The organism is Polynucleobacter sp. Tro8-14-1, from assembly GCF_018881655.1.
In the GTDB taxonomy this organism is placed as follows: Bacteria; Pseudomonadota; Gammaproteobacteria; order Burkholderiales; family Burkholderiaceae; genus Polynucleobacter.
The window spans coordinates 216,274-238,055 of the sequence record NZ_JACVPX010000003.1; the positions used below are offsets into that span (position 1 = coordinate 216,274).

Below are 21,782 nucleotides of genomic sequence, written 5' to 3' on the forward strand. Positions count from 1 at the left end.
AATATTTCTAAACAGTTAAAACAATTTTGCCAACGTGCTCGGATGACTCCATCAATGCATGAGCATCTGCCGCTTGATCTAGCGTAAACGTTTTATAAATGACTGGCTTCAGTTTGCCAGCATTGAGCAAAGGCCAAACATTTTCAAAAAGCTGCTTGGTAATTTGCTTCTTAAATGAAACTGGGCGTGGACGTAAGGTTGAACCGGTAATGTTTAGGCGACGACGCAAAATCTGATTGGTACTCACTTCTGCTTTTGATCCACCTTGGATAGCAATAATCACAATGCGACCATCATCAGCGAGACAGTCAATTTCTTTTTGCACATAAGCGCCAGTAACCATATCAAGAATGACGTTAACACCTTTGCCATCAGTGGCCTTCTTCACTTCTTCTACAAAATCTTGTGTCTTGTAATTGATGGCGAGATCAGCGCCCAATGCTACACATGCGGCACATTTTTCATCCGTACCAGCAGTCACAAATACTTTATGGCCTAAGGCTTTAGCAATCAGGATTGCAGTCACGCCGATACCACTGGAGCCTCCTTGAACCAATAAAGTTTCGCCTTCGGCCAGTTGACCACGCATGAAGACGTTGCTCCATACGGTATAAAACGTTTCAGGCAAAGCTGCAGCTTCTTGGTCAGTAAACCCCTTAGGGTAAGGTAAGCACTGGGCTACAGGCGCAGTACACAAGTCAGCGTAACCACCACCTTGAACGAGTGCGCAAACCTTATCACCCAGCTTTAAGCCAAATATGTTGTCAGGATGAGCTAAATCACCGCCGACGATTTCACCGGCAACTTCAAGACCGGGAATATCAGATGCGCCAGCTGGAACCGGGTAATGCCCCTTACGCTGTAAAACGTCAGGTCGATTAATTCCAGCTGCCAGAACTTTGATCAAAATTTCACCAGTCCCAGCAGCAGGAGCTACTGGATCAGGGCGAGTAGTTGGCACCAGCATTTCTGGGGCGCCAAATTCTTTGATTTCAATAACACGCATAAATACTCCCGAGACTTCTTGCTTAGGCAGTTTCGTCAGAAGCAGGAGCTGCTTCAACAGCAACCTCGGCAGCGCCAGCTAAAGGAGCAATCGTGCCACCTTCATCAGCCATCGCAGCTTTCAATGACAAACGTAAACGGCCACGCTCATCAGCAGCAAGCAATTTCACGCGAACCACTTGGCCTTCTGCCAAATAGTCTTTAACTTCTTTTACACGCTCATTAGAAATCTCAGAGATATGCAAGAGACCATCTTTACCAGGAAGAATGTTTACCAAAGCGCCGAATTCTAGCAACTTCACAACTGGGCCTTCGTAGATCTTACCTACTTCAGCTTCAGCGGTAATGCCTTCGATACGAGCTTTAGCTTCAGCCATACCTTCAGCGGAAGTAGAAGCAATTGTTACAGTGCCATCATCTTTGATGTCGATGCTGCAGCCAGTTTCTTTGGTCAAGGCTTGAATTGTTGCGCCGCCTTTACCGATTACTTCACGAATCTTGTCTGGATGGATTTTGAAAGAAACCATACGTGGAGCATGAGCTGACAATTCTGTACGAACTGAACCCATTGCTTCTTGCATTTTGCTCAAGATGTGCAAACGGCCTTCTTTAGCTTGCGCTAAAGCCACTTGCATAATTTCTTTAGTAATACCTTGAACTTTAATGTCCATCTGGAGTGCAGTAATACCGTTAGCAGTACCCGCTACCTTGAAGTCCATATCGCCCAAGTGATCTTCATCACCCAAGATGTCAGTCAACACAGCAAAACGGTTGCCGTCGAGAATCAAGCCCATTGCTACACCAGCAACGTGTGCTTTAACTGGAACACCAGCATCCATCATTGCTAAACAGCCGCCGCAAACAGAAGCCATTGAAGATGAACCATTGGACTCAGTAATCTCTGAAACAACACGGATGCTGTATGCAAAATCTTCCGCACTTGGCAATACTGGAATCAATGCGCGCTTAGCTAAACGGCCGTGACCAATTTCACGACGCTTTGGGCTACCTACACGACCTGTTTCGCCAGTAGCGAACGGAGGCATGTTGTAGTGGAACATGAAACGATCACGGTACTCACCTTCAAGCGCATCAATGATTTGCTCGTCACGTGCAGTACCTAAAGTAGCTACAACAAGAGCTTGTGTTTCACCACGAGTAAACAATGCAGAACCGTGTGTACGTGGCAATACGCCGTTACGAATTTCAATCGGACGCACAGTACGTGTATCGCGACCATCGATACGTGGCTCACCGTTCAAAATCTGGCTACGAACAATCTTCGCTTCGATTTCAAACAAGATATCGTTAACAGCTACTGCGTCAACATCACCCTCTTCTTGTAACTTAGCAACCACTTCTTTAGTAATTTCTTTGAGCTTGTCTGAACGAGCCCCTTTTTGACGAATCTGATAAGCCTCGCGCAATGGCGCTTCAGCCAATGCAGTTACCTTAGCGATGAATGGCTCATCTTTAGGTGCTGCAGTCCAATCCCACTCTGGTTTACCAGCTTCACGTACCAAATCATTGATTGCGTTGATGGCTGTTTGCATTTGGTCATGACCATATACAACCGCACCCAACATCACTTCTTCAGATAATTGGTTTGCTTCAGACTCAACCATCAATACAGCAGCCTGTGTACCAGCTACGATCAAATCGAGTTCGCTAGTAGCTTGCTCTGTACGAGTTGGGTTCAAGAGGTATTGACCATTAGCGTAACCAACGCGTGCTGCGCCAACTGGGCCAGCAAATGGGATGCCTGAAATAGCCAAAGCTGCAGAAGCCGCGATCAAAGCAGGAATATCAGAGGGAACATCAGGGTTGATAGACAACACATGAACCACTACTTGAACTTCATTCAAGAAGCCTTCTGGGAATAAAGGACGCAATGGACGGTCGATCAAGCGGGAGATCAATGTCTCACCTTCTGATGGACGACCTTCGCGACGGAAGAAGCCGCCGGGAATCTTACCTGCTGCGTATGTTTTTTCTAGGTAGTCAACAGTCAACGGGAAAAAAGACTGGCCTGGCTTTGCAGACTTAGAGGCTACTACTGTACCCATAACTACTGTGTCATCGACGTTAACAATAACAGCGCCACCGGATTGACGGGCGATCTCGCCTGTTTCCATTGTTACTTGATGGTTGCCCCATTGAAAACTTTTTACTGCTTTTTTAAACATTGTCATTCTGATCTTCTCCAAATTGTTCACGCAAAACTCACATGAGAGTTGCGCTTGTCGTGGGATAAAGCAGTGTCACGACAACACTGGAGCGATTTAAGATCACAAGGGATGCCATTCCAGGGAGACTCTGAATCAACTTTCAGAAGCTCATTGGAATGACACAATCCCCTACACAAATAATCTTGAAGCGCCCAAAAAAACATGCCATCTGCTTAAGACTGAATCCGCGAAGAAACAACCCTAAGATAGATGGCATTGCATACCGATAAGAATTACTTACGGAGACCTAATTTCTCAATCAATGCGCGATAGCGGTCCAAATCTTTGCCCTTGAGGTAATCCAAGAGGCGACGGCGACGTGAAACCATCTTCAACAAACCACGACGGCTGTGATGATCCTTAGCGTTAGCCTTGAAATGGGGGGTTAATTCATTGATGCGGGCTGTGAGCAATGAAACTTGAACTTCAGGGCTACCCGTATCGTTTGCGCTGCGCGCGTTATCTTTGACGATTTCCGCCGTTTTAATATCAGCAACTGCCATTTTTAATACTCCTTACTTGCGAACACTCGAGCTTTCACCCAGTCTGTGTCGTGCGTGATTAACAAAATAAAACAAAAAAGCTTTAAAAATCAAAACCATCGAATTGTAGCAGAGCCGGCACGTATTTACCGGATTCCCCCATGGAAGTTGTTATGCTGTAGGCTTATATTTAGGCAAATAAATACACTTTTCCTTTATTAATCAATAACTTATAAAAAATGTCCTTACTACATCGCTCACTTATTGCGTTTCTCTGCCTCGGATTCGGACTTTTTCAGCCCGCCCATGCCCAGTTTGGTTCCTTTTTTGGGCCAGATAAAACGGTTGCCGAGCAACGCCAGGACATTTTGATTAAAAACCAAGCAATTCTGAAGCAACTTTATGAGGCGCAGCCAAAAGCGAAGGATCTCATTGAAAAGTCAGTAGGTTATGCGACCTTTAGTAACTTCGGCATGAAAATTCTAATTGCAGGAGGCGGAACTGGTAGCGGCGTTGTGATTAACAAAGCAAACAAGAAGCCCGTCTACATGAATATGGCTGAAGTTCAGGCTGGCTTGGGCCTGGGCATTAAATCATTCCAAAATATTTTTGTATTTGAAACTGAAACGGCTATGAATGACTTTATTAACTCAGGCTGGACTTTCGGTGGCCAGGTAACCGCTGCTGCGAAATACGAAAAAGATGGCGGCGCATACCAGGATGCAACCGTAGTTGCCCCGGGAGTTTTAATGTACCAATTGACAGACTCTGGCATTGCCGCTGAAATCACCGGCAAAGGCACCAAGTACTATAAAAACACTGACTTAAATAAGTAAATCTCTTTGCAGATGACTCAATGATTAAGGAGTCATCTGTGCATTGAGCTTGGCCTGACTCGGATCATGCAATTTGTTCAAAGCAGATAAATAGGCTTTTGCAGAAGCAGCAATGATGTCTGGGTCTGTGCCTACGCCATTCACAATACGACCGCCTTTTGCCAAGCGTACTGTCACCTCACCTTGAGACTGCGTACCTGATGTAATGGCATTGACAGAATAGAGCAACTGCTCTGCCCCACTCTTCGCAATTTCTTCAATTGCATTCAAACTCGCATCTACTGGACCATTACCTTCTGCTTCAGAGCACATCTCTTTATCACCCATGCGAAAAGTCACGCGAGATTTCGGGCGCTCGCCAGTTTCAGAGTGCTGGCTTAAGGAAATAAATTTATAGTGCTCACCCTCTTCTGCAGCAGCAGAATCAGACATGATTGCAATAATATCTTCATCAAATATCTCAGACTTTTGGTCAGCCAATGATTTAAATCTGGCGAAGGCTTCATTCAATTCAGCCTCGGCTTCAACGGTGATTCCCAATTCTTGCAAGCGCTGCTTAAAGGCATTCCGGCCAGATAACTTACCCAAAACAATCTTATTAGCAGACCAACCCACATCTTCTGCGCGCATGATTTCATAGGTGTCGCGGTTCTTCAAAATACCGTCTTGATGAATGCCTGAAGTATGCGCAAAGGCGTTGGCACCAACGACCGCCTTGTTAGGTTGGACCACAAAGCCGGTGATCTGAGATACCAATTTAGATGCTGGAACAATTTGTGTTGCATCAATGCCGCACACCATATCAAAGTAGTCTTTACGTGTGCGCAAAGCCATCACAATTTCTTCTAAAGCGGTATTACCTGCACGCTCGCCTAAGCCGTTAATCGTGCACTCAATTTGACGCGCTCCGCCAATCTTTACACCCGCCAAGGAATTGGCAACTGCCATTCCCAAGTCGTTATGGCAATGCACTGACCAGACCGCTTTATCGGAGTTGGGCACGCGGGTTCGCAAAGTCTTAATAAATTCTCCATACAACTCAGGAGTGGCATAACCTACGGTATCAGGAATATTGATAGTAGATGCACCTTCGTTAATAACCGCCTCAACTACTCTGCACAAGAAATCCATTTCAGAGCGATAACCATCTTCAGCTGAAAACTCAATATCTGAGGCCAAGTTACGTGCAAAACGAATGGAGCGTTTAGCCTGTTCTAAAACTTCTTCTGGAGACATGCGTAATTTAACGGCCATATGCAATGGACTTGTTGCCAAGAATGCATGTATACGTTTTGCATTTGCCGCTTGCAATGCATCGGCAGCTCGTGTGATGTCCTTGTCGTTAGCTCTAGCCAACGAACAAACAATAGAATCCTTAACAGCGGCCGCAACCGCTGATATAGCTTGGAAGTCACCCTCAGAGCTAGCGGCAAAGCCTGCCTCGATCACATCTACTTTAAGACGCTCTAATTGACGCGCAATGCGTACTTTTTCATCTTTAGTCATGGATGCACCCGGCGATTGCTCACCATCACGCAAGGTGGTATCAAATATGATTACTTTGTCGCTCATCACTACTCTCCGGTTTTAAACACTTTTTAACTTCTTCAGATAACTCAATCTCATAAAACAAAAACCCCAGCAATTAGCTGGGGCTGGTATGTGGTGGTTAATGAATCTGGTTTATCTCATTAACTCAGGCCTTACCCGCCCCAAGCTTTAGGCTTAGTGCTAGCGGAAGGAGGCTAGATAAAGGTGAGAAATTCATCAACATGGAATTAATATACCCCAAAAATAGGGAATTAGCCAAAACGTTTACCGCTGAGACGCTCCCAAGCCCAAATTACATAGCCAGAGATGGAATAAATCACGAATAAACCAAACAGCGTTAATGGCGGGTTTGAGGATATCAAGACAAAGGTCAAGATCATTAAAACCATCACACCAAATGGCACGCGGTAACGGACATCCAGAGCCTTACCACTATAAAAGCGAGCATTAGAAACCATAGTCAGTCCGGCATAGACGGCGATAAAGAAGGTAATCCAAGGGATTGCTGTATCGCGAACTGGAATCTTATTATCATCAGCCAACCAAATAAAGCCGGCCATTAATGCACCTGCAGCCGGACTTGGCAGTCCTTGAAAAAACTTCTTATCCACTACGCCCGTATTCACATTAAAGCGGGCTAAACGCAAGGCAGCACCAGCACAGTATGTGAATGCTGCTAACCACCCCCATTTACCCAAATCTTTTAATGCCCATTCATAAGCGACCAATGCAGGCGCAACCCCAAACGAGACCATATCAGCAAGAGAATCGTACTGCTCACCGAAAGCGCTTTGAGTGTTGGTCATACGGGCCACACGCCCATCCATGCCGTCCAATACCATTGAAGCGAAGATGGCAATTGCCGCAATCTCAAACTGGTGATTCATTGCGTTCACAATGGCATAAAAGCCACAAAACAAAGCTGCGGTTGTAAAAGCATTTGGAAGAAGATAGATGCCTTTGCTGCGTAAGCGGGGCTTTTGAGGATGCAACTCCTCTACTTCGTAATCAATACCATCGCCTAAGTCTTCAGCCCATTGATCTTGTGAAGAAGTAAGACGTTTCTGAGAGAGGCGGCTACGGTCAATACGGCCACGACGGCGAAATGTAGTCAAAGAATATCCCAGTGAATAATATTTCGAATCAATCCAAACCAGGCAAACGAGCCAAGGCTGTATTTGTTGCAAATACTTTATCACCAACGCTCACTAGCGGCTCTGCAGTCAGTGGCAAATAAATGTCTACTCGTGAACCAAAGCGAATAAATCCGTAGCGCTCACCTGCTTTGAGGCGATCGCCAACATGAATGTAGCAAAGAATACGGCGGGCAATTAAGCCAGCAACCTGGACCAAAGTAACTACTTGACCATTGGCATCGATAACAACGGCATTTCGCTCGTTCTCGGTAGATGCTTTATCCAAATCTGCATTCACAAATTTACCGGGGAAGTATTGAATCTCTTTCACCAAGCCATTTACCGCGCTACGATTAGAGTGCACGTTAAATACGTTCATGAATACGCTGATTTTGAGCGCTTCACGACCAGCATACGGATCATTAGTTTTTTCAACGACAACAATCCGTCCATCCGCCGGAGATAAAACAAGATCGCGACCTAAAGCAGGAATACGCTGTGGGTCACGAAAGAACTGCAGAACAAAGAAAAAAATGATCCAAAGAAGCCATGACCAAGCTATCCCACCTAAATAGTGAACTAGCAAAGTCAATGCCCCCACTAACGCTAAATACGGCCAACCTTCTTTCGCAATAATGGGGTGCGGATACATCATCTTTGTTCTGAGCCTTTTATTGAACTGCTATTAGTAGATGCTTAGCTTTTAGCTTAGTTCTTAGTCTGGTCAACCAACTTATTCTTAGCAATCCAAGGCATCATGGCGCGCAATTTAGCACCAACAACTTCGATGTCATGTTCTGCGTTCAAACGACGACGTGAAATCAAAGTAGGCGCACCTGCTTTGTTTTCCAAGATAAAGCTCTTAGCGTACTCACCGGTCTGAATATCTTTCAAGCACTGACGCATTGCATTCTTAGTGTCTTCAGTCACAACACGTGGGCCAGTAACGTACTCACCGTACTCAGCATTGTTAGAGATGGAATAGTTCATATTGGCAATACCACCTTCGTAGATCAAGTCAACAATCAACTTGAGCTCATGCAAGCACTCGAAGTAAGCCATTTCAGGAGCATAACCAGCCTCAACCAAAGTTTCAAAACCGGCTTTGATCAATTCAACCGCACCGCCACAAAGAACAGCCTGCTCACCGAACAAGTCAGTTTCAGTTTCTTCGCGGAAGTTAGTCTCAATGATGCCAGCACGACCGCCGCCGTTTGCAGTTGCGTATGACAAAGCAACATCACGAGCGGAGCCAGACTTATCTTGATAAACAGCGATCAAATGAGGAACACCGCCACCTTGAGCGTATGTGCCGCGAACTGTATGACCAGGAGCCTTAGGGGCAATCATGATCACATCTAAGTCAGCACGTGGCTGCACTTGACCGTAGTGAACGTTAAATCCATGAGCAAACGCCAATGCAGCTCCCTGCTTGATGTTGCCGTGAACTTCTTTGCTGTAAACATCAGCAATTTGCTCATCGGGCAAGAGCATCATGACTACGTCTGCGTCTTTAACCGCTTCACCAACTTCTTTTACTGTCAAGCCAGCATTCGCAGCCTTACTCCAGGAAGCGCCATCTTTACGCAAACCAACAGTAACGTTACAGCCGGAATCCTTCAGATTCAATGCGTGTGCGTGACCCTGTGAACCATAACCAATGATGGTGACTTTCTTGCCCTTAATGAGGGACAAATCAGCGTCTTTATCGTAAAAAACTTTCATGCTCTTTCCTTGTATTGAAAATGTAATTAATGCAGTAATCAGTTAAAAAAAATTAAACCTTGAGGATGCGTTCACCGCGACCAATTCCAGAACCGCCCGAACGGACAGTTTCGAGAATCGAAGCGCGATCAATCGAATCAATAAAGGCATCCAACTTGGCACCATCACCCGTTAACTCAATGGTGTAACTCTTGTCAGTCACATCAATGATGCGACCGCGGAAGATATCGGTAGTACGTTTGAGCTCCTCGCGCTCTTTACCAACAGCGCGCACTTTAATCATCATGAGCTCACGCTCAATATGTGGACCTTCACTTAAATCAAATACCTTCACCACTTCAACCAAACGGTTTAAGTGCTTAGTAATTTGCTCAATGACGTCATCAGAACCAAATGTGACGATCGTCATGCGAGATAAAGATGGGTCTTCAGTAGGCGCAACACTCAAAGTGTCAATGTTGTAACCGCGCGCAGAAAATAAACCCACTACACGCGATAAGGCACCCGGCTCGTTCTCAATGAGTACAGAAATAATATGTCGCATTAGAGATCCTCGCTACCCAAAAGCATTTCAGTAATACCCTTGCCTGCTTGAACCATAGGCCAAACGTTTTCTTCTGGGTCAGTCTGGAAATCCATAAACACCGTACGATCTTTTAAGCGAATTGCCTCTTTAAGCGCGCCCTCAACATCAGATTTTTTCTCGATACGCATACCAACGTGACCATAGGCCTCTGCCAACTTCACAAAGTCAGGCAAAGAATCCATGTATGAGCTGGAATAACGTTTGTTATAGGTGAGCTCTTGCCACTGGCGAACCATACCTAAGTAACGGTTGTTCAAGGATACGATCTTGACAGGAGTGTTGTATTGCTTGCAGGTAGAGAGCTCTTGAATACACATCTGAATAGAGCCTTCACCAGTGATGGCGAATACATCCTTATCCGGAAATGCTTTCTTGATACCCATGGCATAAGGCAATCCTACGCCCATGGTACCCAGACCACCTGAGTTAATCCAACGACGCGGCTGATCAAACTTATAGAACTGTGCTGCCCACATTTGATGTTGACCTACGTCTGAGGTAATAAATGCATCACCACCAGTGAGCTCCCACAGCTTTTGAACCACATACTGCGGCTTCACAATTTGTGAGGCTTCGTCGTACTTTAAACAATCTTTTTTACGCCACTCATTAATCTGATCCCACCAAGCAGCAACTTTGTCACCATTCTTGCGTGGGCCAGCAGCTTTCAATTGCGCAGTCATCTCTACCAATACTTCTTTGAGATTGCCAACAATAGGAACATCCACTTTGACACGCTTCGAGATAACGGAAGGATCAATATCAATATGAATAATCTTGCGCGGATGACTTGCAAAGTGTTGTGTATTACCGATCACGCGGTCATCAAAACGAGCGCCAATGGCAATCAACACATCACTGTGTTGCATCGCCATATTGGCTTCATAAGTGCCGTGCATGCCGAGCATACCCAAGAACTGAGGACTTGTGCCAGGGAAACCACCCAAGCCCATCAAGGTATTGGTAACTGGATAACCGAGTAAGTCGGCAAACTCTTTGAGCTCTGGAGCAGCATCAGAAAGGATTACGCCACCACCGGTATAGATGTATGGACGCTCTGCCTCATGCAGTAACGCCACCGCTTTACGAATCTGACCGCTGTGACCCTTTACAACAGGGTTGTAGGAGCGCATTTCCAGAGTCTCTGGATAGACGAATGGCCCTTTAGCTGCAGATACGTCCTTCGGAATATCAATCAATACAGGACCAGGGCGACCTGTCTGTGCAATGTGGAAAGCCTTCTTCAGAACCAATGGAAGATCTTTAACATCTTTCACAAGGAAGTTGTGCTTCACTACTGGGCGAGTAATACCAACGGTATCAGCCTCTTGGAAAGCATCTTCACCAATCGCGTACGTTGGCACGTTACCGCTGATGATCACCATTGGGATCGAATCCGTATAGGCGGTTGCTATTCCGGTCACCGCATTGGTAACACCAGGACCAGAGGTAACTAGTGCAACGCCAACCTTACCAGTTGCACGCGCATAACCATCGGCAGCATGAACTGCTGCTTGCTCATGGCGAACCAAAATATGTTCGAACTTATCTTGTTTAAAAATTTCATCATAGATAAAGAGAACGGATCCGCCTGGGTAACCCCAGACAAATTCAACACCCTCTTTGTGCAGGGCATGCACGAGCATTTCAGCACCAATCATTTCTGGAGGCGCTTCTACGAGATTTGTATTTGTTGTGTCTTTGTTAGCTTTAGTAGCTAAAAATTCGGCGCTGCTTGTATTCATTTTCTTTCGTCCTTTGCAATTTTCGGCAAAAAATTGTTTGGTCTGTTCTATCTCTTGCTTTTGGCCTGAGTTCGAACGGCGCTGCTACCGGAAAAAACCACTTCTTGAATGAGATTCTAGGTAGTAAGCCCTATATTCTATAGCAATCCCCTAAAATGACTCAATTCTTACAGATTCAGGTCTAATCCATTGCATGGCATCAGCCCAAGAACTATCCGACTTTCTCAGTAGTGTTGAGCAGCGTGCTTTTAAGCAGGCGGTCTACGCCGTGCGTGATGACGATGCTGCGATGGATATCGTGCAAGATGCCATGATCAAATTAGCCGAGAAATACGGTGATAGACCAGCAGGAGAACTTCCCCTGGTATTCACCAGAATTCTGCAAAATCGCATTCATGATTGGTTTAGAAGGCAAAAGGTTAGAAATACCTGGGTCACCTTGTTTTCCAACATGGGCAAAAAGACCGATGAAAGCGATGATTTTGACCCTTTGGAGTCCCTTTCAGCCCCTGATGACAGTGAAATTCACCAAGATGGGGCTCAAAAGCTTGAAAAAAGTCAGCTTTTACAGGCCCTTGAGTCAGAAATATCTAAATTGCCTGTACGTCAACGAGAAGCCTTCCTGATGCGTTATTGGGATGAGCTAAGCATTACTGAGACGGCCAAAGTAATGAGTTGTAGCGAAGGAAGCGTCAAAACGCACTGTTCTAGAGCCACCCAGACATTAGCTAAAGCATTGAAATTAAAAGGAATTACGCTGTGAAACACTTTGATGACCAATTTACCCAGACCCAAGTCGACCAATTTGGCCAGGCTAGCGCTGCCCTGCTTCGTCAAGGTACTCAGAGCATTCCCAAGCATCTGAAAGATCGCCTATATGCAGCACGTATGAAGGCCCTTTCTGTTAGAAAACCTGAAAAAATCCGCATTCAGAAGCAAGTATTAGCTGGTTCGTCGCGTAATTTGACCTCTGGATCTAATGGCCTTTGGGATAGCGTTGGCTGGATTGCTCCGCTAGTAGTCCTTGTATTTGGCCTGATTGGCATTGCCCAATGGCAAGATGATTCTCGTATTAATGACATCGCCGAAGTGGATGCCGCTCTTTTGTCTGATGATGTGCCTCCTGATGCATATGCAGACAGTGGATTTATGGCCTTCCTCAAAAACGGCCCTCTCTCCGAATCTGATAGCCAATCCGACTTATTACGCAGCAAATAATCTTGCCTCGTTTGATGTCTATGAGAACTAGAACAGGTCAAGTTTTTTGCGCTGCCCTGTTGGCATTTTTCTGCGCCGCCCAGGTGAGTCCAGCACTAGCACAAGGAGCGCCTAGCGCTCCACATGGAAAGGCTACGGCCATTCCTGAAAAGAAACCTGATGGCACTTGGGATGGTTTAAAGCCAGCGCAACAGAAAATTCTTGCACCGCTAGAAAGCGACTGGGATTACATGCTGCCTGATAGTCGCAAAAAATGGATTCAGGTAGCTAACATTTACCCTAAGATGAGCGCACAAGATCAAGAGCGCCTTCAGTCTCGCATGACAAGCTGGTCCAATCTTTCGCAGAAGGATCGTCGCATTGCTCGGGAAAACTACCTCACCAGCCTCAAATTCCCTGCAGAGAAAAAAGCGGAGGCATGGTATGCCTACCAAAAACTGAGTGATGAGCAAAAGAAAAAGTTGGCTGAATCTGAGCTCAAGAAAAAGCCTACTGCCGCCAATGCCCCAACACTTCAGCAACATCCTATTTCACCTAAGGCTGCTCTCCCCGCCGCCGTCATTGCTCCGAGCGCACCTGCGCCAGCAGATGGTGCCGGTTCTAATGCAGAAGCCGGCTCCCCTTATTAAGCGGTCGCATGACACCTGCTGAATTAGACGCCTTACCCTCACCTCAATTTTGGCGACGAGTGTCTTGCTGCCTCTATGAACAGCTTGTATTGCTTGGCGTCATTGCCTTTACTTTTCTAGTCCCTAATCTGGGCTTAGGTATGCTATTTGGCATCTCATTACCCAGCTGGCTAACATTTTTATATCTCTATGCTGTACTGGGGATTTATTTTGTTTGGTACTGGACTAAATCTGGTCAAACTCTCGCCATGCAAACATGGCGGGTTCGCCTTGTTGGGCGCGGCGGTTTCAATCTCACTAAACAACAAGCCTTTTGGCGTTATGTCTATGGTTCGCTCTGGCTTATTCCTTGCATGCTATTGCAATGGGCATTTCATTTGGAGAGATGGCAAATTATTGAAATGCTATTCACTGTAGCCTTGTTAATTTGGCCACTCAGCATCTATTTAGATCGTCAGAGTTTTCTATATCGACAAAGCCTTCCAGACCGCTTCGCTGGCACACGATTGGTTGAGCTCCCCAAAAACCTCGTTACCTTGAATTAAGAGCTGCGTCTTGATTTTCTAACTCAAGCTTCTCGTAAACATTCCACTGCAGTAGCCTTCTGAATTCTTCTCTGAAAGCGATATCCAGAAGCAAGGCAAGCGCTAATTCCAAATGCGACACCCATGAATAAGGCCTCTCCAAAGGCATTAAATGGAATCTCCATCACGAAATAGCCTAAAGCCCAAGCTGCAGCACCAGAGGCTACGCCTGCTAGCAACCCTGCTATCAAGCCAATCATGACTAATTCAATATTCGCAATCTGAGCTAAGGTATTTCGAGAGGCTCCCAAAGCCTTTAATAGGGCTGCATTTTTGTAACGCTCATCTTGAGTAGCTGCGATCGCTGACATTAAAACCAAGAACGCTGCTGCAATCGTAAATGCCAATAGCAAACCCAATACTGAGGAAAGCTTATTCAATATTTCCTGTATTTGTTGCAGCGAGGCTGAAACATCCACAATAGTTAAATTAGGATAGGCCTGGCTTAGATCAAAATCCAAAGATTCTTGTTTGGGCGATTGGTAGTAAGAGGTAATCCAAGATTGCGGCAATGATTGCAACTGGGCAGGCGGCATGATCACGAAAAAGTTCACGCGCATTGAACCCCAGTCAAGCTTTCGCAAGGAAGTAATTGGGGCAACAATTTTTTCTCCGGCAACCTCAAAGGTTAACTGATCGCCCAATTTCAGTTTCAAGGTTTTAGCGATGCCAGTTTCCATGGAAATCTGCGGCGCATCGCCCTCAATCCACTTACCCGTTAGGATTTGATTACCTGATGGCAATTGATCTGTATACGATAAATTGAACTCTCGATCGATTAAGCGCTTTGCATTTTCTTCTACATAGTCGTTAGGCGTGATGTCTTTGCCATTCACCTCAATCAAGCGGCCACGTACCATTGGATAAAACTGCGGAGCCGAAACGCCTGCATTCTGAAGAGACTCTGTAAGCCCCCGCTTCTGATCGCCTTGAACATTAATCATGAAGCGATTAGGCGCATCACTCGGTATATTGCCTTGCCAGGCGCTTAAGAAATCAGCTCGCAAGAGCAGTACCAATAAGAGCGCCATCAAAGCAATACCGAGCGCTGTAATTTGCACCACTGCAAGACCTGTTCTTCTGCCTTGAGCAAGAATAACAAATCCTAGAGAAAAACCTTGGGTGCGTATCCTGCAAAGAAACTTTAAGATACCCCAAGATACAGAGGCAAAAATCAGAATAGCAAGCCCAAAACTTAGGCATGTCCATAACGCTAGCTTCCAATCGCGTGCCGCAAGCATGATCAATATCACCGCCGCAGTTAATCCACATAGAGCAGTCCAAATAGTAGGGATGCCGAGGCCATCAAATTCTTTTCTAATCAATCTGATTGGGGATACCTTTACCAAACTGAACATTGCCGGGCCAGCAAAACCAAACAATAAAAACCAGGCCACCAGCACACTCCAAAGAACTGGCCCAAAAGAGACGGGGGGCAATTCTGTTAAGACTAGATTACCCAAAAGAAGAGTTAATACATATTGGCCAAGGTAACCCAAAATAGAGCCCATCAATGCGGCTATGAAGCCAAGCGCTAAAAGAGTCTGCCCTTGTTGCCTAAGGATCATGGTAGAGCTGGCTCCAAGGCATTTCAGAACAGCACAGGTATTTGCCTGTTTGCGGGTATAGCGATGAGCCGATAAAGCAATAGCAACCGCAGATACCATCGCAGTTAATAAAGCAATCAAGGAGAGAAAACGATCTGCGCGTTCAAGTGTTTTGCGCATCAAGGGTTGTGCATTCTCTAAAGTTTCAATGCGAACACCCTTAATGCTCTCGGATTCAATATATTGACTTGCCCATTCACTATAAGAATGGATTTGCTTATCAGAACCTGCCAATAACAATCGATAGGTCACCCTGCTACCAAGGCCGATGAGACCGGTCTCACTGAGATCAGCGATTGACATCATGACTCGAGGGGCAAAGTTCATGAACCCTGCCCCACGATCGAGTTCGCGCTCTAAAATTCCACCGATCACAAAGACTTTTTGACCAAGCTGAATCGAATCACCTTCCTTTGAATGCAAGCTCGCCAACATTGCAGGATCAACCCAAACAGATCCTTGGGCGGGCCCAGTACTGAATGCCTTGTCTTGGGCCTTGGATTGAACCTGCAAAGCGCCACGCAAAGGATATTGAGGGCTTACCGCCTTAAGTGAAGCGAGTTTGCTATGTGAGCCCACAGTTGCCATGCTCGGAAACACGATCGTCTGAGCTAGCTGTAGGCCCCTGCTCTTTGCCTCATCTAAAAAGAGATTGGGTAAAGGCTGGTCAGAAACGATCAGCAAGTCCGAAGCTAAGAGTTGGCGGGCATCGAATGCAAAAGCCCTTTGCATTCGATCTGCTAAAAAAGTGACACTAGATAACGCTGTTACCGAAAGAGTTAAGGCAAAGAATAGCCAAGCTAACTCGCTTGAACGTAAATCACGTCTCAAACCACCCAAGAAACGAAGTAATGGTTTAATCAAATTGCCTGTATTTGCCCGCCATCAATACGCATGACGGTACCAGTAATGAATGATGCATTTTGGCTGGCTAAAAATGCAGCGGCATCGCCATACTCCTTGGGATCGCCATATCTACCCATTGGAATTTGTCTTAAGCTAGCTTTAACAACATCTTCATAGCTGGTGCCTTCCCGCTTTGCGCGCGCTTCATCTAACTGACGCAGACGAGCAGTTGCAATTCTTCCGGGCATGATGACGTTAACAGTGATGCCTTCAGCAGCTACTTCTGCAGCCAATGTTTTAGACCACGCCAGCAATGCCGCGCGTAAGGTATTGGAAATGGCTAGATTTTTAATCGGCGCAATTGCGCCTGAAGTGGTGCTGGTAATAATGCGGCCCCACTTGCGCTCGCGCATGCCGGGCAATACACGATCTGTAATGGCAATGAGCGATAAAACCATATCGTTAAAACTCTTTTGCCAGAGCGCAGGATCTTGACCGGCTGCTGGTGTTGGCGGTGGTCCACCAGTGTTATTAATCAGAATATCGATGGGGCCAAGCTCCTGCTCCACTTTTGATACCAAGCTATCAATCACAGAAGAATCGGATAGATCCCAATTCAGTGCCAAAGCCTGTCCGCCTGCCGCCTCTATCAATCTTACGGATTCACTCAAACCCTCAGCATTTCTACCGGTAACGGCTACCTTTACGCCCTCTTTAGCCAATGACACAGCCATTGCCTGACCCAAGCCACGGCTAGACGCCATGACCAATGCAACCTTACCTTTTAATCCTAAGTCCATCTCGTCTCCAAAAACTGATTTTTATATTTTTAATCTAACTGCAATTTCTGCTTGGCAACTACCTCTTTGTAAACGGTGTACTCGGCTTTAATTTCTTTTGTAAACGCCTCAGAACCGTTCACATTGATGATTGAGCCAGTATCTTCAATACGCTTCTTAACCGCAGGATCGGTCACTACTTTTTGTAAAGCAGCCGTATATTTATCTACGATATCTTTTGGCATTCCTGCAGGTCCCAATAGACCGTAATAAGCCATCCGATTAACTGGCGCTAAACCCACTTCAGCAAAAGTAGGTACATTCGGTAATTGAGCCAAGCGCTTAGGTGCAGCCACCACAATCGGCACTAGCTTACCGTCTTTAATGAAAGGTAAGGAGGATGGCAAGTTGTCAAAGATCATCGAAACCTGACCGCCCACTGTATCGGCCAATGCGGGACCAGCTCCACGATAAGGAATGTGCACAATAAATACCCCAGTCAAACTCTTAAAAAGTTCAGTTTGAAGGTGGCCAATACCACCAGTGCCAGAGCTAGAATAAGAATATTTTCCAGGGTTAGCCTTCAAAACCTGCATAAAAGTTTTGAAATCCTTTGCCGGGAATGATGGATTTACTGCAACGATATTTGGTGTCGCAGCAATATTGCTGATGGCCGTGAAGTCCGTAACAGGATCGTAGCCAATCTTTGGATTAATCGCTGGATTGGCTGCTGTGGTGGAAACGGTAGCCATACCAATGGTGTAACCATCTTTTGGTGAGCGCATCACTTCCAACGCGCCAATAGAACCACCACCGCCCGCTTTATTCTCGACAATCACCGGTTGACCTAACTGACGACCCAAAGCATCACCAACGGCTCGTGCAATGATGTCTGTACTTCCACCGGGTGCAAATGGAACGATTAAGCGAATAGGCTTATTAGGGAAAGTTTCTGCTTGGACCGCAGTAAGTGAACTTACGGCAATCAGTAATGTTGCGCCAACGAATTTAATAATACTTACTGAAGTGGATTTCATAAAGTTACTGACCTAAAGGTTTTGGTAAATTGCCGGCGTATTTATAAAGTTGCGCCTCGTACTCCTGGAAAATCTGAGCCAGTGCTTCTTGCAGGCCCAATACCAGCGCTTCAGGAGTATTGTCCTTAAGGGCTACTCGCTTAGTGTAGCGGTTTGCACCAATCAAGGGATTAACTTTGCCAGCACTAGTAGCGCTCAAGAAAAACTCCACGCTCACTACCGCCTCTGGTTGCTTACGATAATCACCATAAAACTCCTCTACAGTTGCCTGTAAATAATAGTAAGGAAAGAGGCTATTACTTTGACCTACTGTTGAGGAGAAAATATTCGCCTTATTCATCCACTGGCGCTCAGCATTGCCAATCATTTCAGCAGGAATAGTTGTGTAGACGTTATAAAAATCCTTTTCATAACGTTGATCGCCAGTACGGTAGACCAAAGATCTGCCATCAAAGGGTGGCGTAACCGATACAGAACCCATCTTCAACCAAATATCTGTGCGAGCTTGACGCGGTGCCGCAGTTCTATCTGGGGACACCATCCAGGTAGTCGGCCCTACTGGTGGCCTCGTGGGAAAGGTACATGAGGCCAACCCTAAGATGGCAAAGGTAAATAAAATACGCTTCATCATTTCTGAGCTCCAGACTGACCTGCGCTACTAGTGGGTGTAATTTTCTTTGGCGGATCACTCCAGATTAGGCTTGATGGCGATTGGCTGGCAATACGGCTAAATTCGTTCAAGTTCTCGCTTGCCTGCTTAATATTTTCTATCGTCAAAACAGTGTCACCCTGCACACTCGTAATAGTTTGGCGCAAAGAAGAGGTGGCCGCCACTAATTCACGCATCAGAACACCTAGCTCTTCTTTATCGGTTGCCTTATTAATGCGAGCCATGATGACGTTTAACTGCTTAACGGATTCAATAACGCCTTCATTACCTTTGCCATCTCCTGCCATCAGCACATTAAGATTACCTAGCAAGGCATCCAATTTTTTCTGTGTGCCATCAATATTCATATTATTCAAGGCACCAATCAGATTCTGAATGCCCGAAATAATTTCATCCGCTTGGTTTGGCATAGATGGGATTACTGGATACTCGGGCTTCCAAGAAAAAGGGAGGGCGGGAGTATCGGATGCATGAGCAATAAAATCAAACTCAACGTAATTTACCCCCGTAATACCCATAGATTTGATGCGAGCTCGCAAATTATTTTTTACAAACTCGCTAATTTGATTTTCATTTACTTTGTCACCAAAAATTTGCATTCTGACGACAACATACTGACGGCGATCATGAAAAGGTAAATCTCTTTCGTAGATATCACCAGATAAGCCAATCGATGTGACCTGACCAATCTTGACTCCGCGAAACCGTACAGCCGCCCCTGCATCCAAGCCTGTTACAGACTGCTTGATATAGGTTTCGACCATAAATGATTTTTGGAAGAATTTGCCTCCGCCGAAAATGAGGATCACAGCAATCAGTACACCAATTGCGGCGAGCACAAAAGCGCCTAAGCGAAAATAATTGGGATTTGAGTTATTACTCATGCTGCGTCCTTACTCATAATACGATTGAAGAATTGATGCACCCGTGGATCTTTACTGGTATCGCGCAATACTTTTGGATCTCCCTCAGCGATGATTCCCTTAGCACCTTTGTCTAGCATGATCACTTTGTCAGCAATGGCATAAATGCTAGCAAGCTCATGGGATACGATGACAAAGGTAATGCCTAGGTTTTTTGATAAATCCTGAATCGTGCTATCGAGATCGGCAGACGTAATAGGATCCAAGCCGGCAGATGGCTCATCTAAGAATAATATTTTGGGGTCCAGTGCCATGGCGCGAGCGATCGCCGCCCTCTTTTGCATGCCTCCACTAATTTCACTGGGCATATAAGACTCATAAGGCAACAGACCGACTAAATCTAGCTTACAGCGCGCCAGTAAATCCATTTGCGCTTGTGTTAGCTGTGTGTATTCCTGCATAAACAAAGTCACGTTATCGAGCAAATTCATGGAACCAAATAAGGCGCCTTGTTGATACATGACGCCAAAGCTTGTCATGATCTTCTGGCGCTCTGCTCCAACTGCGGTAGTGATGTTTTGTCCTTCAATCAGAACATCGCCAGACAGGGGCTGATAGAGGCCGAACAAGTTTTTTAATAAACTGGATTTGCCACAACCTGAACCACCCAAAATTACAAAAATTTCTCCATAATTCACTTTGAAATTCAGATTTTGCATCAGGACGTTAGAGCCATAACCTACAGTGAGGTTTTGAACATCAATTGCGCATTGTGATTTATTTGGCGTGTCCATCAGAAACCTGTCTTATAGGAAATGAAGGCAAAAATACCATCGACCAACACAATCAAAACAATGCTACTGACAACCGCTCTTGTAGCTGAAATACCAACTGCAGCCGCACCATTTCCGGTTTGCATGCCACGCAGACAGCCAACAGCTGAAACAACAACGCCAAAAAGCGTTGCTTTAATTAAACCTGATCCAATGTCTTCGATATCTACAGCAGAGAGCATGCCGTTGTAGAAGTTCACAAAAGGAATACCGTAGATCAACATCGTCAACATTGAGGAAAAAATACTGACTATATCGGCAAACAAAGTCAAAATAGGCGCAACCAAAATACCCGCCAAAACGCGTGGCACGACTAAAAAACGAATGGGGCTTAGGCCACCAGAAACAAGTGCATCTACCTCACTATTTACTGTCATCGTGCCAATCTCAGCGGCAAAAGCGGCTGAGGAACGTCCCGCTAACAAGATGGCGGTAATTAATGGGCCCATTTCTCGCACAATACCCAAGGCCGCCAATGGACCAACAAAGGATACTGCGCCAAACTGCTGCATGCCGATGGCGGCCTGGAAAGAAAGAATGACGCCAATCAAAAACGCCACCAACCCAACGATGGGCAATGCTGCAATACCCGCCTGCACTGCAGCATTTACAAAATCACCCCAGCGCACTTGCTTGGGATAACGAATAGACCAAGCTAAATCAGCCGCAAGATGTCCAGTAAATGAAATTAATCCAGCGGCATCATCAATTAAATTTTGCGTTGCCATTCCAGTGCTGACCACAAAACTTCTTTTGGGTTTTACAACGGGCAGAGGAAATAAATTACTGATCGGATTGAACTCACCCAATAACGGCTCATAGCGGGTATCCAAACCAACGACATTGAACTTTGCACCAGCTGTTGTTTGCGCTTCTTCAACTCCAATCAGAAATGCAATGCCTGCACCATCCAAGAATGTCACTTTGGATGCATCAAATGTCAGTGACTTACTCTTACCATCACCCTGCTTTAGCCATATATCTTGAGCATTGCGGATTTGAGTCCAAACACCACCCAAGGAATAGACGTTCACATTGCCACTCAGAAGCACTTTGGCATTGTTGGCATCTATCTGCAACCAAACCGCCACTGGGGAGTCAGAAACGGCAGAAATGGTGTCAGAAGTGCTCATATGCAGACTATAAGGTATCTCTGTGAAAGCGCCGAGAAAAGCCTAAAAAGAGAAAAGGGCCCAGTTTTTCAACTAGGCCCTTATGTAGGTTGGTGCGGCTGGCAGGAATTGAACCCACGACCCCTTGGTTCGTAGCCAATGTTCTTGAGTGACACTTTATCTATATGAATCAATGACTTACAAGTAGTAATTTGCATAATAGAATTGGCGCTCAGGGGCTCGTAACCCCTTGTTTCTATTGGTTTGCTACTAGTTCTATTATGCAGATTTAGAGCACTTTTTTATGCAA

21 protein-coding genes are annotated in these 21,782 nt (G+C 45.7%); 5 read left to right on the forward strand and 16 right to left on the reverse strand.

The genetic code is table 11. The features are described 5' to 3' along the window. Window positions 1-7: 7 nt before the first annotated feature. The 3 genes from ICN34_RS04930 to rpsO all read right to left on the reverse strand — a co-directional run bounded on the left by ICN34_RS04930 (window position 8) and on the right by rpsO (window position 3,736). Window positions 8-1,006 carry an NAD(P)H-quinone oxidoreductase gene (locus ICN34_RS04930; RefSeq protein WP_216121128.1) on the reverse strand — a complete coding sequence of 333 codons (999 nt, stop codon included), beginning with the start codon at window positions 1,004-1,006 and terminating at the stop codon, window positions 8-10. A 22-nt stretch (window positions 1,007-1,028) separates the two neighbouring features. After that, complete coding sequence (pnp, locus tag ICN34_RS04935; RefSeq protein WP_072582494.1) at window positions 1,029-3,197, reverse strand: polyribonucleotide nucleotidyltransferase; 2,169 nt, start codon at window positions 3,195-3,197, stop codon at window positions 1,029-1,031. Window positions 3,198-3,466: 269 nt separating this feature from the next. Next, on the reverse strand, window positions 3,467-3,736 hold the full coding sequence (gene rpsO, locus ICN34_RS04940; RefSeq protein WP_011902897.1) for a 30S ribosomal protein S15: 270 nt from the start codon (window positions 3,734-3,736) through the stop codon (window positions 3,467-3,469). A 218-nt stretch (window positions 3,737-3,954) separates the two neighbouring features. Here rpsO and ICN34_RS04945 point away from each other — a divergent pair, with 218 nt between their 5' ends. Next, window positions 3,955-4,551 (forward strand): YSC84-related protein, encoded by a 597-nt coding sequence (locus ICN34_RS04945; protein ID WP_216121129.1) that lies wholly within the window; start codon window positions 3,955-3,957, stop codon window positions 4,549-4,551. Between the two features lie 24 nt (window positions 4,552-4,575). Here ICN34_RS04945 and ICN34_RS04950 read toward each other — a convergent pair whose 3' ends face one another. From ICN34_RS04950 to ICN34_RS04975, 6 genes are all read right to left on the reverse strand, one after another. Beyond that, window positions 4,576-6,123 carry a 2-isopropylmalate synthase gene (locus ICN34_RS04950; protein WP_216121131.1) on the reverse strand — a complete coding sequence of 516 codons (1,548 nt, stop codon included), beginning with the start codon at window positions 6,121-6,123 and terminating at the stop codon, window positions 4,576-4,578. A 230-nt stretch (window positions 6,124-6,353) separates the two neighbouring features. After that, window positions 6,354-7,217 (reverse strand): CDP-diacylglycerol--serine O-phosphatidyltransferase, encoded by an 864-nt coding sequence (gene pssA, locus ICN34_RS04955; protein WP_216121133.1) that lies wholly within the window; start codon window positions 7,215-7,217, stop codon window positions 6,354-6,356. A gap of 28 nt (window positions 7,218-7,245) precedes the next feature. Further along, window positions 7,246-7,893, reverse strand: a complete 648-nt coding sequence (locus ICN34_RS04960; protein WP_216121135.1) for a phosphatidylserine decarboxylase — start codon at window positions 7,891-7,893, stop codon at window positions 7,246-7,248. A gap of 53 nt (window positions 7,894-7,946) precedes the next feature. Continuing rightward, window positions 7,947-8,963 (reverse strand): ketol-acid reductoisomerase, encoded by a 1,017-nt coding sequence (gene ilvC / locus ICN34_RS04965; RefSeq protein ID WP_046329933.1) that lies wholly within the window; start codon window positions 8,961-8,963, stop codon window positions 7,947-7,949. Window positions 8,964-9,015: 52 nt separating this feature from the next. Beyond that, on the reverse strand, window positions 9,016-9,507 hold the full coding sequence (gene ilvN / locus ICN34_RS04970; protein ID WP_011902903.1) for an acetolactate synthase small subunit: 492 nt from the start codon (window positions 9,505-9,507) through the stop codon (window positions 9,016-9,018). After that, the gene (locus ICN34_RS04975) at window positions 9,507-11,294 is read right to left on the reverse strand and encodes an acetolactate synthase 3 catalytic subunit (protein ID WP_216121137.1); all 1,788 of its coding nucleotides are present in this window, start codon (window positions 11,292-11,294) and stop codon (window positions 9,507-9,509) included. The genes ilvN and ICN34_RS04975 overlap by 1 nt, the downstream gene beginning before the upstream one ends. A 193-nt stretch (window positions 11,295-11,487) precedes the next feature. Here ICN34_RS04975 and ICN34_RS04980 point away from each other — a divergent pair, with 193 nt between their 5' ends. The 4 genes from ICN34_RS04980 to ICN34_RS04995 are packed head-to-tail and all read left to right on the forward strand — an operon-like array spanning window position 11,488 to window position 13,686. Then, window positions 11,488-12,057 (forward strand): RNA polymerase sigma factor, encoded by a 570-nt coding sequence (locus ICN34_RS04980; RefSeq protein WP_216121139.1) that lies wholly within the window; start codon window positions 11,488-11,490, stop codon window positions 12,055-12,057. Next, entirely contained in the window at window positions 12,054-12,512 is a 459-nt protein-coding gene (locus ICN34_RS04985) for a DUF3619 family protein (protein WP_072582502.1), read from the forward strand. Before ICN34_RS04980 ends, ICN34_RS04985 begins: the two co-directional genes overlap by 4 nt. Before the next feature lie 20 nt (window positions 12,513-12,532). Beyond that, the gene (locus ICN34_RS04990) at window positions 12,533-13,141 is read left to right on the forward strand and encodes a DUF3106 domain-containing protein (protein WP_255538578.1); all 609 of its coding nucleotides are present in this window, start codon (window positions 12,533-12,535) and stop codon (window positions 13,139-13,141) included. Window positions 13,142-13,149: 8 nt separating this feature from the next. Beyond that, entirely contained in the window at window positions 13,150-13,686 is a 537-nt protein-coding gene (locus ICN34_RS04995) for an RDD family protein (RefSeq protein WP_216121141.1), read from the forward strand. A gap of 23 nt (window positions 13,687-13,709) precedes the next feature. Here ICN34_RS04995 and ICN34_RS05000 read toward each other — a convergent pair whose 3' ends face one another. Genes ICN34_RS05000 through ICN34_RS05030 form a run of 7 tightly spaced genes read right to left on the reverse strand, consistent with a single transcriptional unit; the run spans window position 13,710 to window position 21,493 of the window. Continuing rightward, window positions 13,710-16,196, reverse strand: coding sequence for an ABC transporter permease (locus ICN34_RS05000; protein ID WP_216121142.1), 2,487 nt, complete (start codon window positions 16,194-16,196; stop codon window positions 13,710-13,712). Continuing rightward, window positions 16,193-16,978 carry an SDR family oxidoreductase gene (locus ICN34_RS05005; RefSeq protein ID WP_216121144.1) on the reverse strand — a complete coding sequence of 262 codons (786 nt, stop codon included), beginning with the start codon at window positions 16,976-16,978 and terminating at the stop codon, window positions 16,193-16,195. The genes ICN34_RS05000 and ICN34_RS05005 overlap by 4 nt, the downstream gene beginning before the upstream one ends. Before the next feature lie 29 nt (window positions 16,979-17,007). Further along, window positions 17,008-17,994 carry a tripartite tricarboxylate transporter substrate binding protein BugE gene (locus tag ICN34_RS05010; protein WP_216121146.1) on the reverse strand — a complete coding sequence of 329 codons (987 nt, stop codon included), beginning with the start codon at window positions 17,992-17,994 and terminating at the stop codon, window positions 17,008-17,010. Between the two features lie 4 nt (window positions 17,995-17,998). Then, window positions 17,999-18,625, reverse strand: coding sequence for a membrane integrity-associated transporter subunit PqiC (locus ICN34_RS05015; protein ID WP_072582507.1), 627 nt, complete (start codon window positions 18,623-18,625; stop codon window positions 17,999-18,001). Continuing rightward, complete coding sequence (locus tag ICN34_RS05020) at window positions 18,622-19,548, reverse strand: MlaD family protein (protein WP_216121148.1); 927 nt, start codon at window positions 19,546-19,548, stop codon at window positions 18,622-18,624. The genes ICN34_RS05015 and ICN34_RS05020 overlap by 4 nt, the downstream gene beginning before the upstream one ends. After that, window positions 19,545-20,321, reverse strand: a complete 777-nt coding sequence (locus ICN34_RS05025; RefSeq protein WP_216121150.1) for an ABC transporter ATP-binding protein — start codon at window positions 20,319-20,321, stop codon at window positions 19,545-19,547. The genes ICN34_RS05020 and ICN34_RS05025 overlap by 4 nt, the downstream gene beginning before the upstream one ends. Then, window positions 20,321-21,493 (reverse strand): ABC transporter permease, encoded by a 1,173-nt coding sequence (locus tag ICN34_RS05030; RefSeq protein ID WP_216121152.1) that lies wholly within the window; start codon window positions 21,491-21,493, stop codon window positions 20,321-20,323. The genes ICN34_RS05025 and ICN34_RS05030 overlap by 1 nt, the downstream gene beginning before the upstream one ends. Between the last annotated feature and the right edge of the window lie 289 nt (window positions 21,494-21,782).

What these genes read in the sequence shown, in the direction of transcription:
- ICN34_RS04930 (WP_216121128.1), bottom strand. Translation starts at nt 1,006, where the DNA reads ATGCGTGTTATTGAAATCAAAGAATTTGGCGCCCCAGAAATGCTGGTG.
- pnp (WP_072582494.1), bottom strand. Translation starts at nt 3,197, where the DNA reads ATGACAATGTTTAAAAAAGCAGTAAAAAGTTTTCAATGGGGCAACCAT.
- rpsO (WP_011902897.1), bottom strand. Translation starts at nt 3,736, where the DNA reads ATGGCAGTTGCTGATATTAAAACGGCGGAAATCGTCAAAGATAACGCG.
- ICN34_RS04945 (WP_216121129.1), top strand. Translation starts at nt 3,955, where the DNA reads ATGTCCTTACTACATCGCTCACTTATTGCGTTTCTCTGCCTCGGATTC.
- ICN34_RS04950 (WP_216121131.1), bottom strand. Translation starts at nt 6,123, where the DNA reads ATGAGCGACAAAGTAATCATATTTGATACCACCTTGCGTGATGGTGAG.
- ICN34_RS04960 (WP_216121135.1), bottom strand. Translation starts at nt 7,893, where the DNA reads ATGATGTATCCGCACCCCATTATTGCGAAAGAAGGTTGGCCGTATTTA.
- ilvC (WP_046329933.1), bottom strand. Translation starts at nt 8,963, where the DNA reads ATGAAAGTTTTTTACGATAAAGACGCTGATTTGTCCCTCATTAAGGGC.
- ilvN (WP_011902903.1), bottom strand. Translation starts at nt 9,507, where the DNA reads ATGCGACATATTATTTCTGTACTCATTGAGAACGAGCCGGGTGCCTTA.
- ICN34_RS04975 (WP_216121137.1), bottom strand. Translation starts at nt 11,294, where the DNA reads ATGAATACAAGCAGCGCCGAATTTTTAGCTACTAAAGCTAACAAAGAC.
- ICN34_RS04980 (WP_216121139.1), top strand. Translation starts at nt 11,488, where the DNA reads ATGGCATCAGCCCAAGAACTATCCGACTTTCTCAGTAGTGTTGAGCAG.
- ICN34_RS04990 (WP_255538578.1), top strand. Translation starts at nt 12,533, where the DNA reads ATGAGAACTAGAACAGGTCAAGTTTTTTGCGCTGCCCTGTTGGCATTT.
- ICN34_RS04995 (WP_216121141.1), top strand. Translation starts at nt 13,150, where the DNA reads ATGACACCTGCTGAATTAGACGCCTTACCCTCACCTCAATTTTGGCGA.
- ICN34_RS05005 (WP_216121144.1), bottom strand. Translation starts at nt 16,978, where the DNA reads ATGGACTTAGGATTAAAAGGTAAGGTTGCATTGGTCATGGCGTCTAGC.
- ICN34_RS05010 (WP_216121146.1), bottom strand. Translation starts at nt 17,994, where the DNA reads ATGAAATCCACTTCAGTAAGTATTATTAAATTCGTTGGCGCAACATTA.
- ICN34_RS05015 (WP_072582507.1), bottom strand. Translation starts at nt 18,625, where the DNA reads ATGATGAAGCGTATTTTATTTACCTTTGCCATCTTAGGGTTGGCCTCA.
- ICN34_RS05020 (WP_216121148.1), bottom strand. Translation starts at nt 19,548, where the DNA reads ATGAGTAATAACTCAAATCCCAATTATTTTCGCTTAGGCGCTTTTGTG.
- ICN34_RS05025 (WP_216121150.1), bottom strand. Translation starts at nt 20,321, where the DNA reads ATGGACACGCCAAATAAATCACAATGCGCAATTGATGTTCAAAACCTC.
- ICN34_RS05030 (WP_216121152.1), bottom strand. Translation starts at nt 21,493, where the DNA reads ATGAGCACTTCTGACACCATTTCTGCCGTTTCTGACTCCCCAGTGGCG.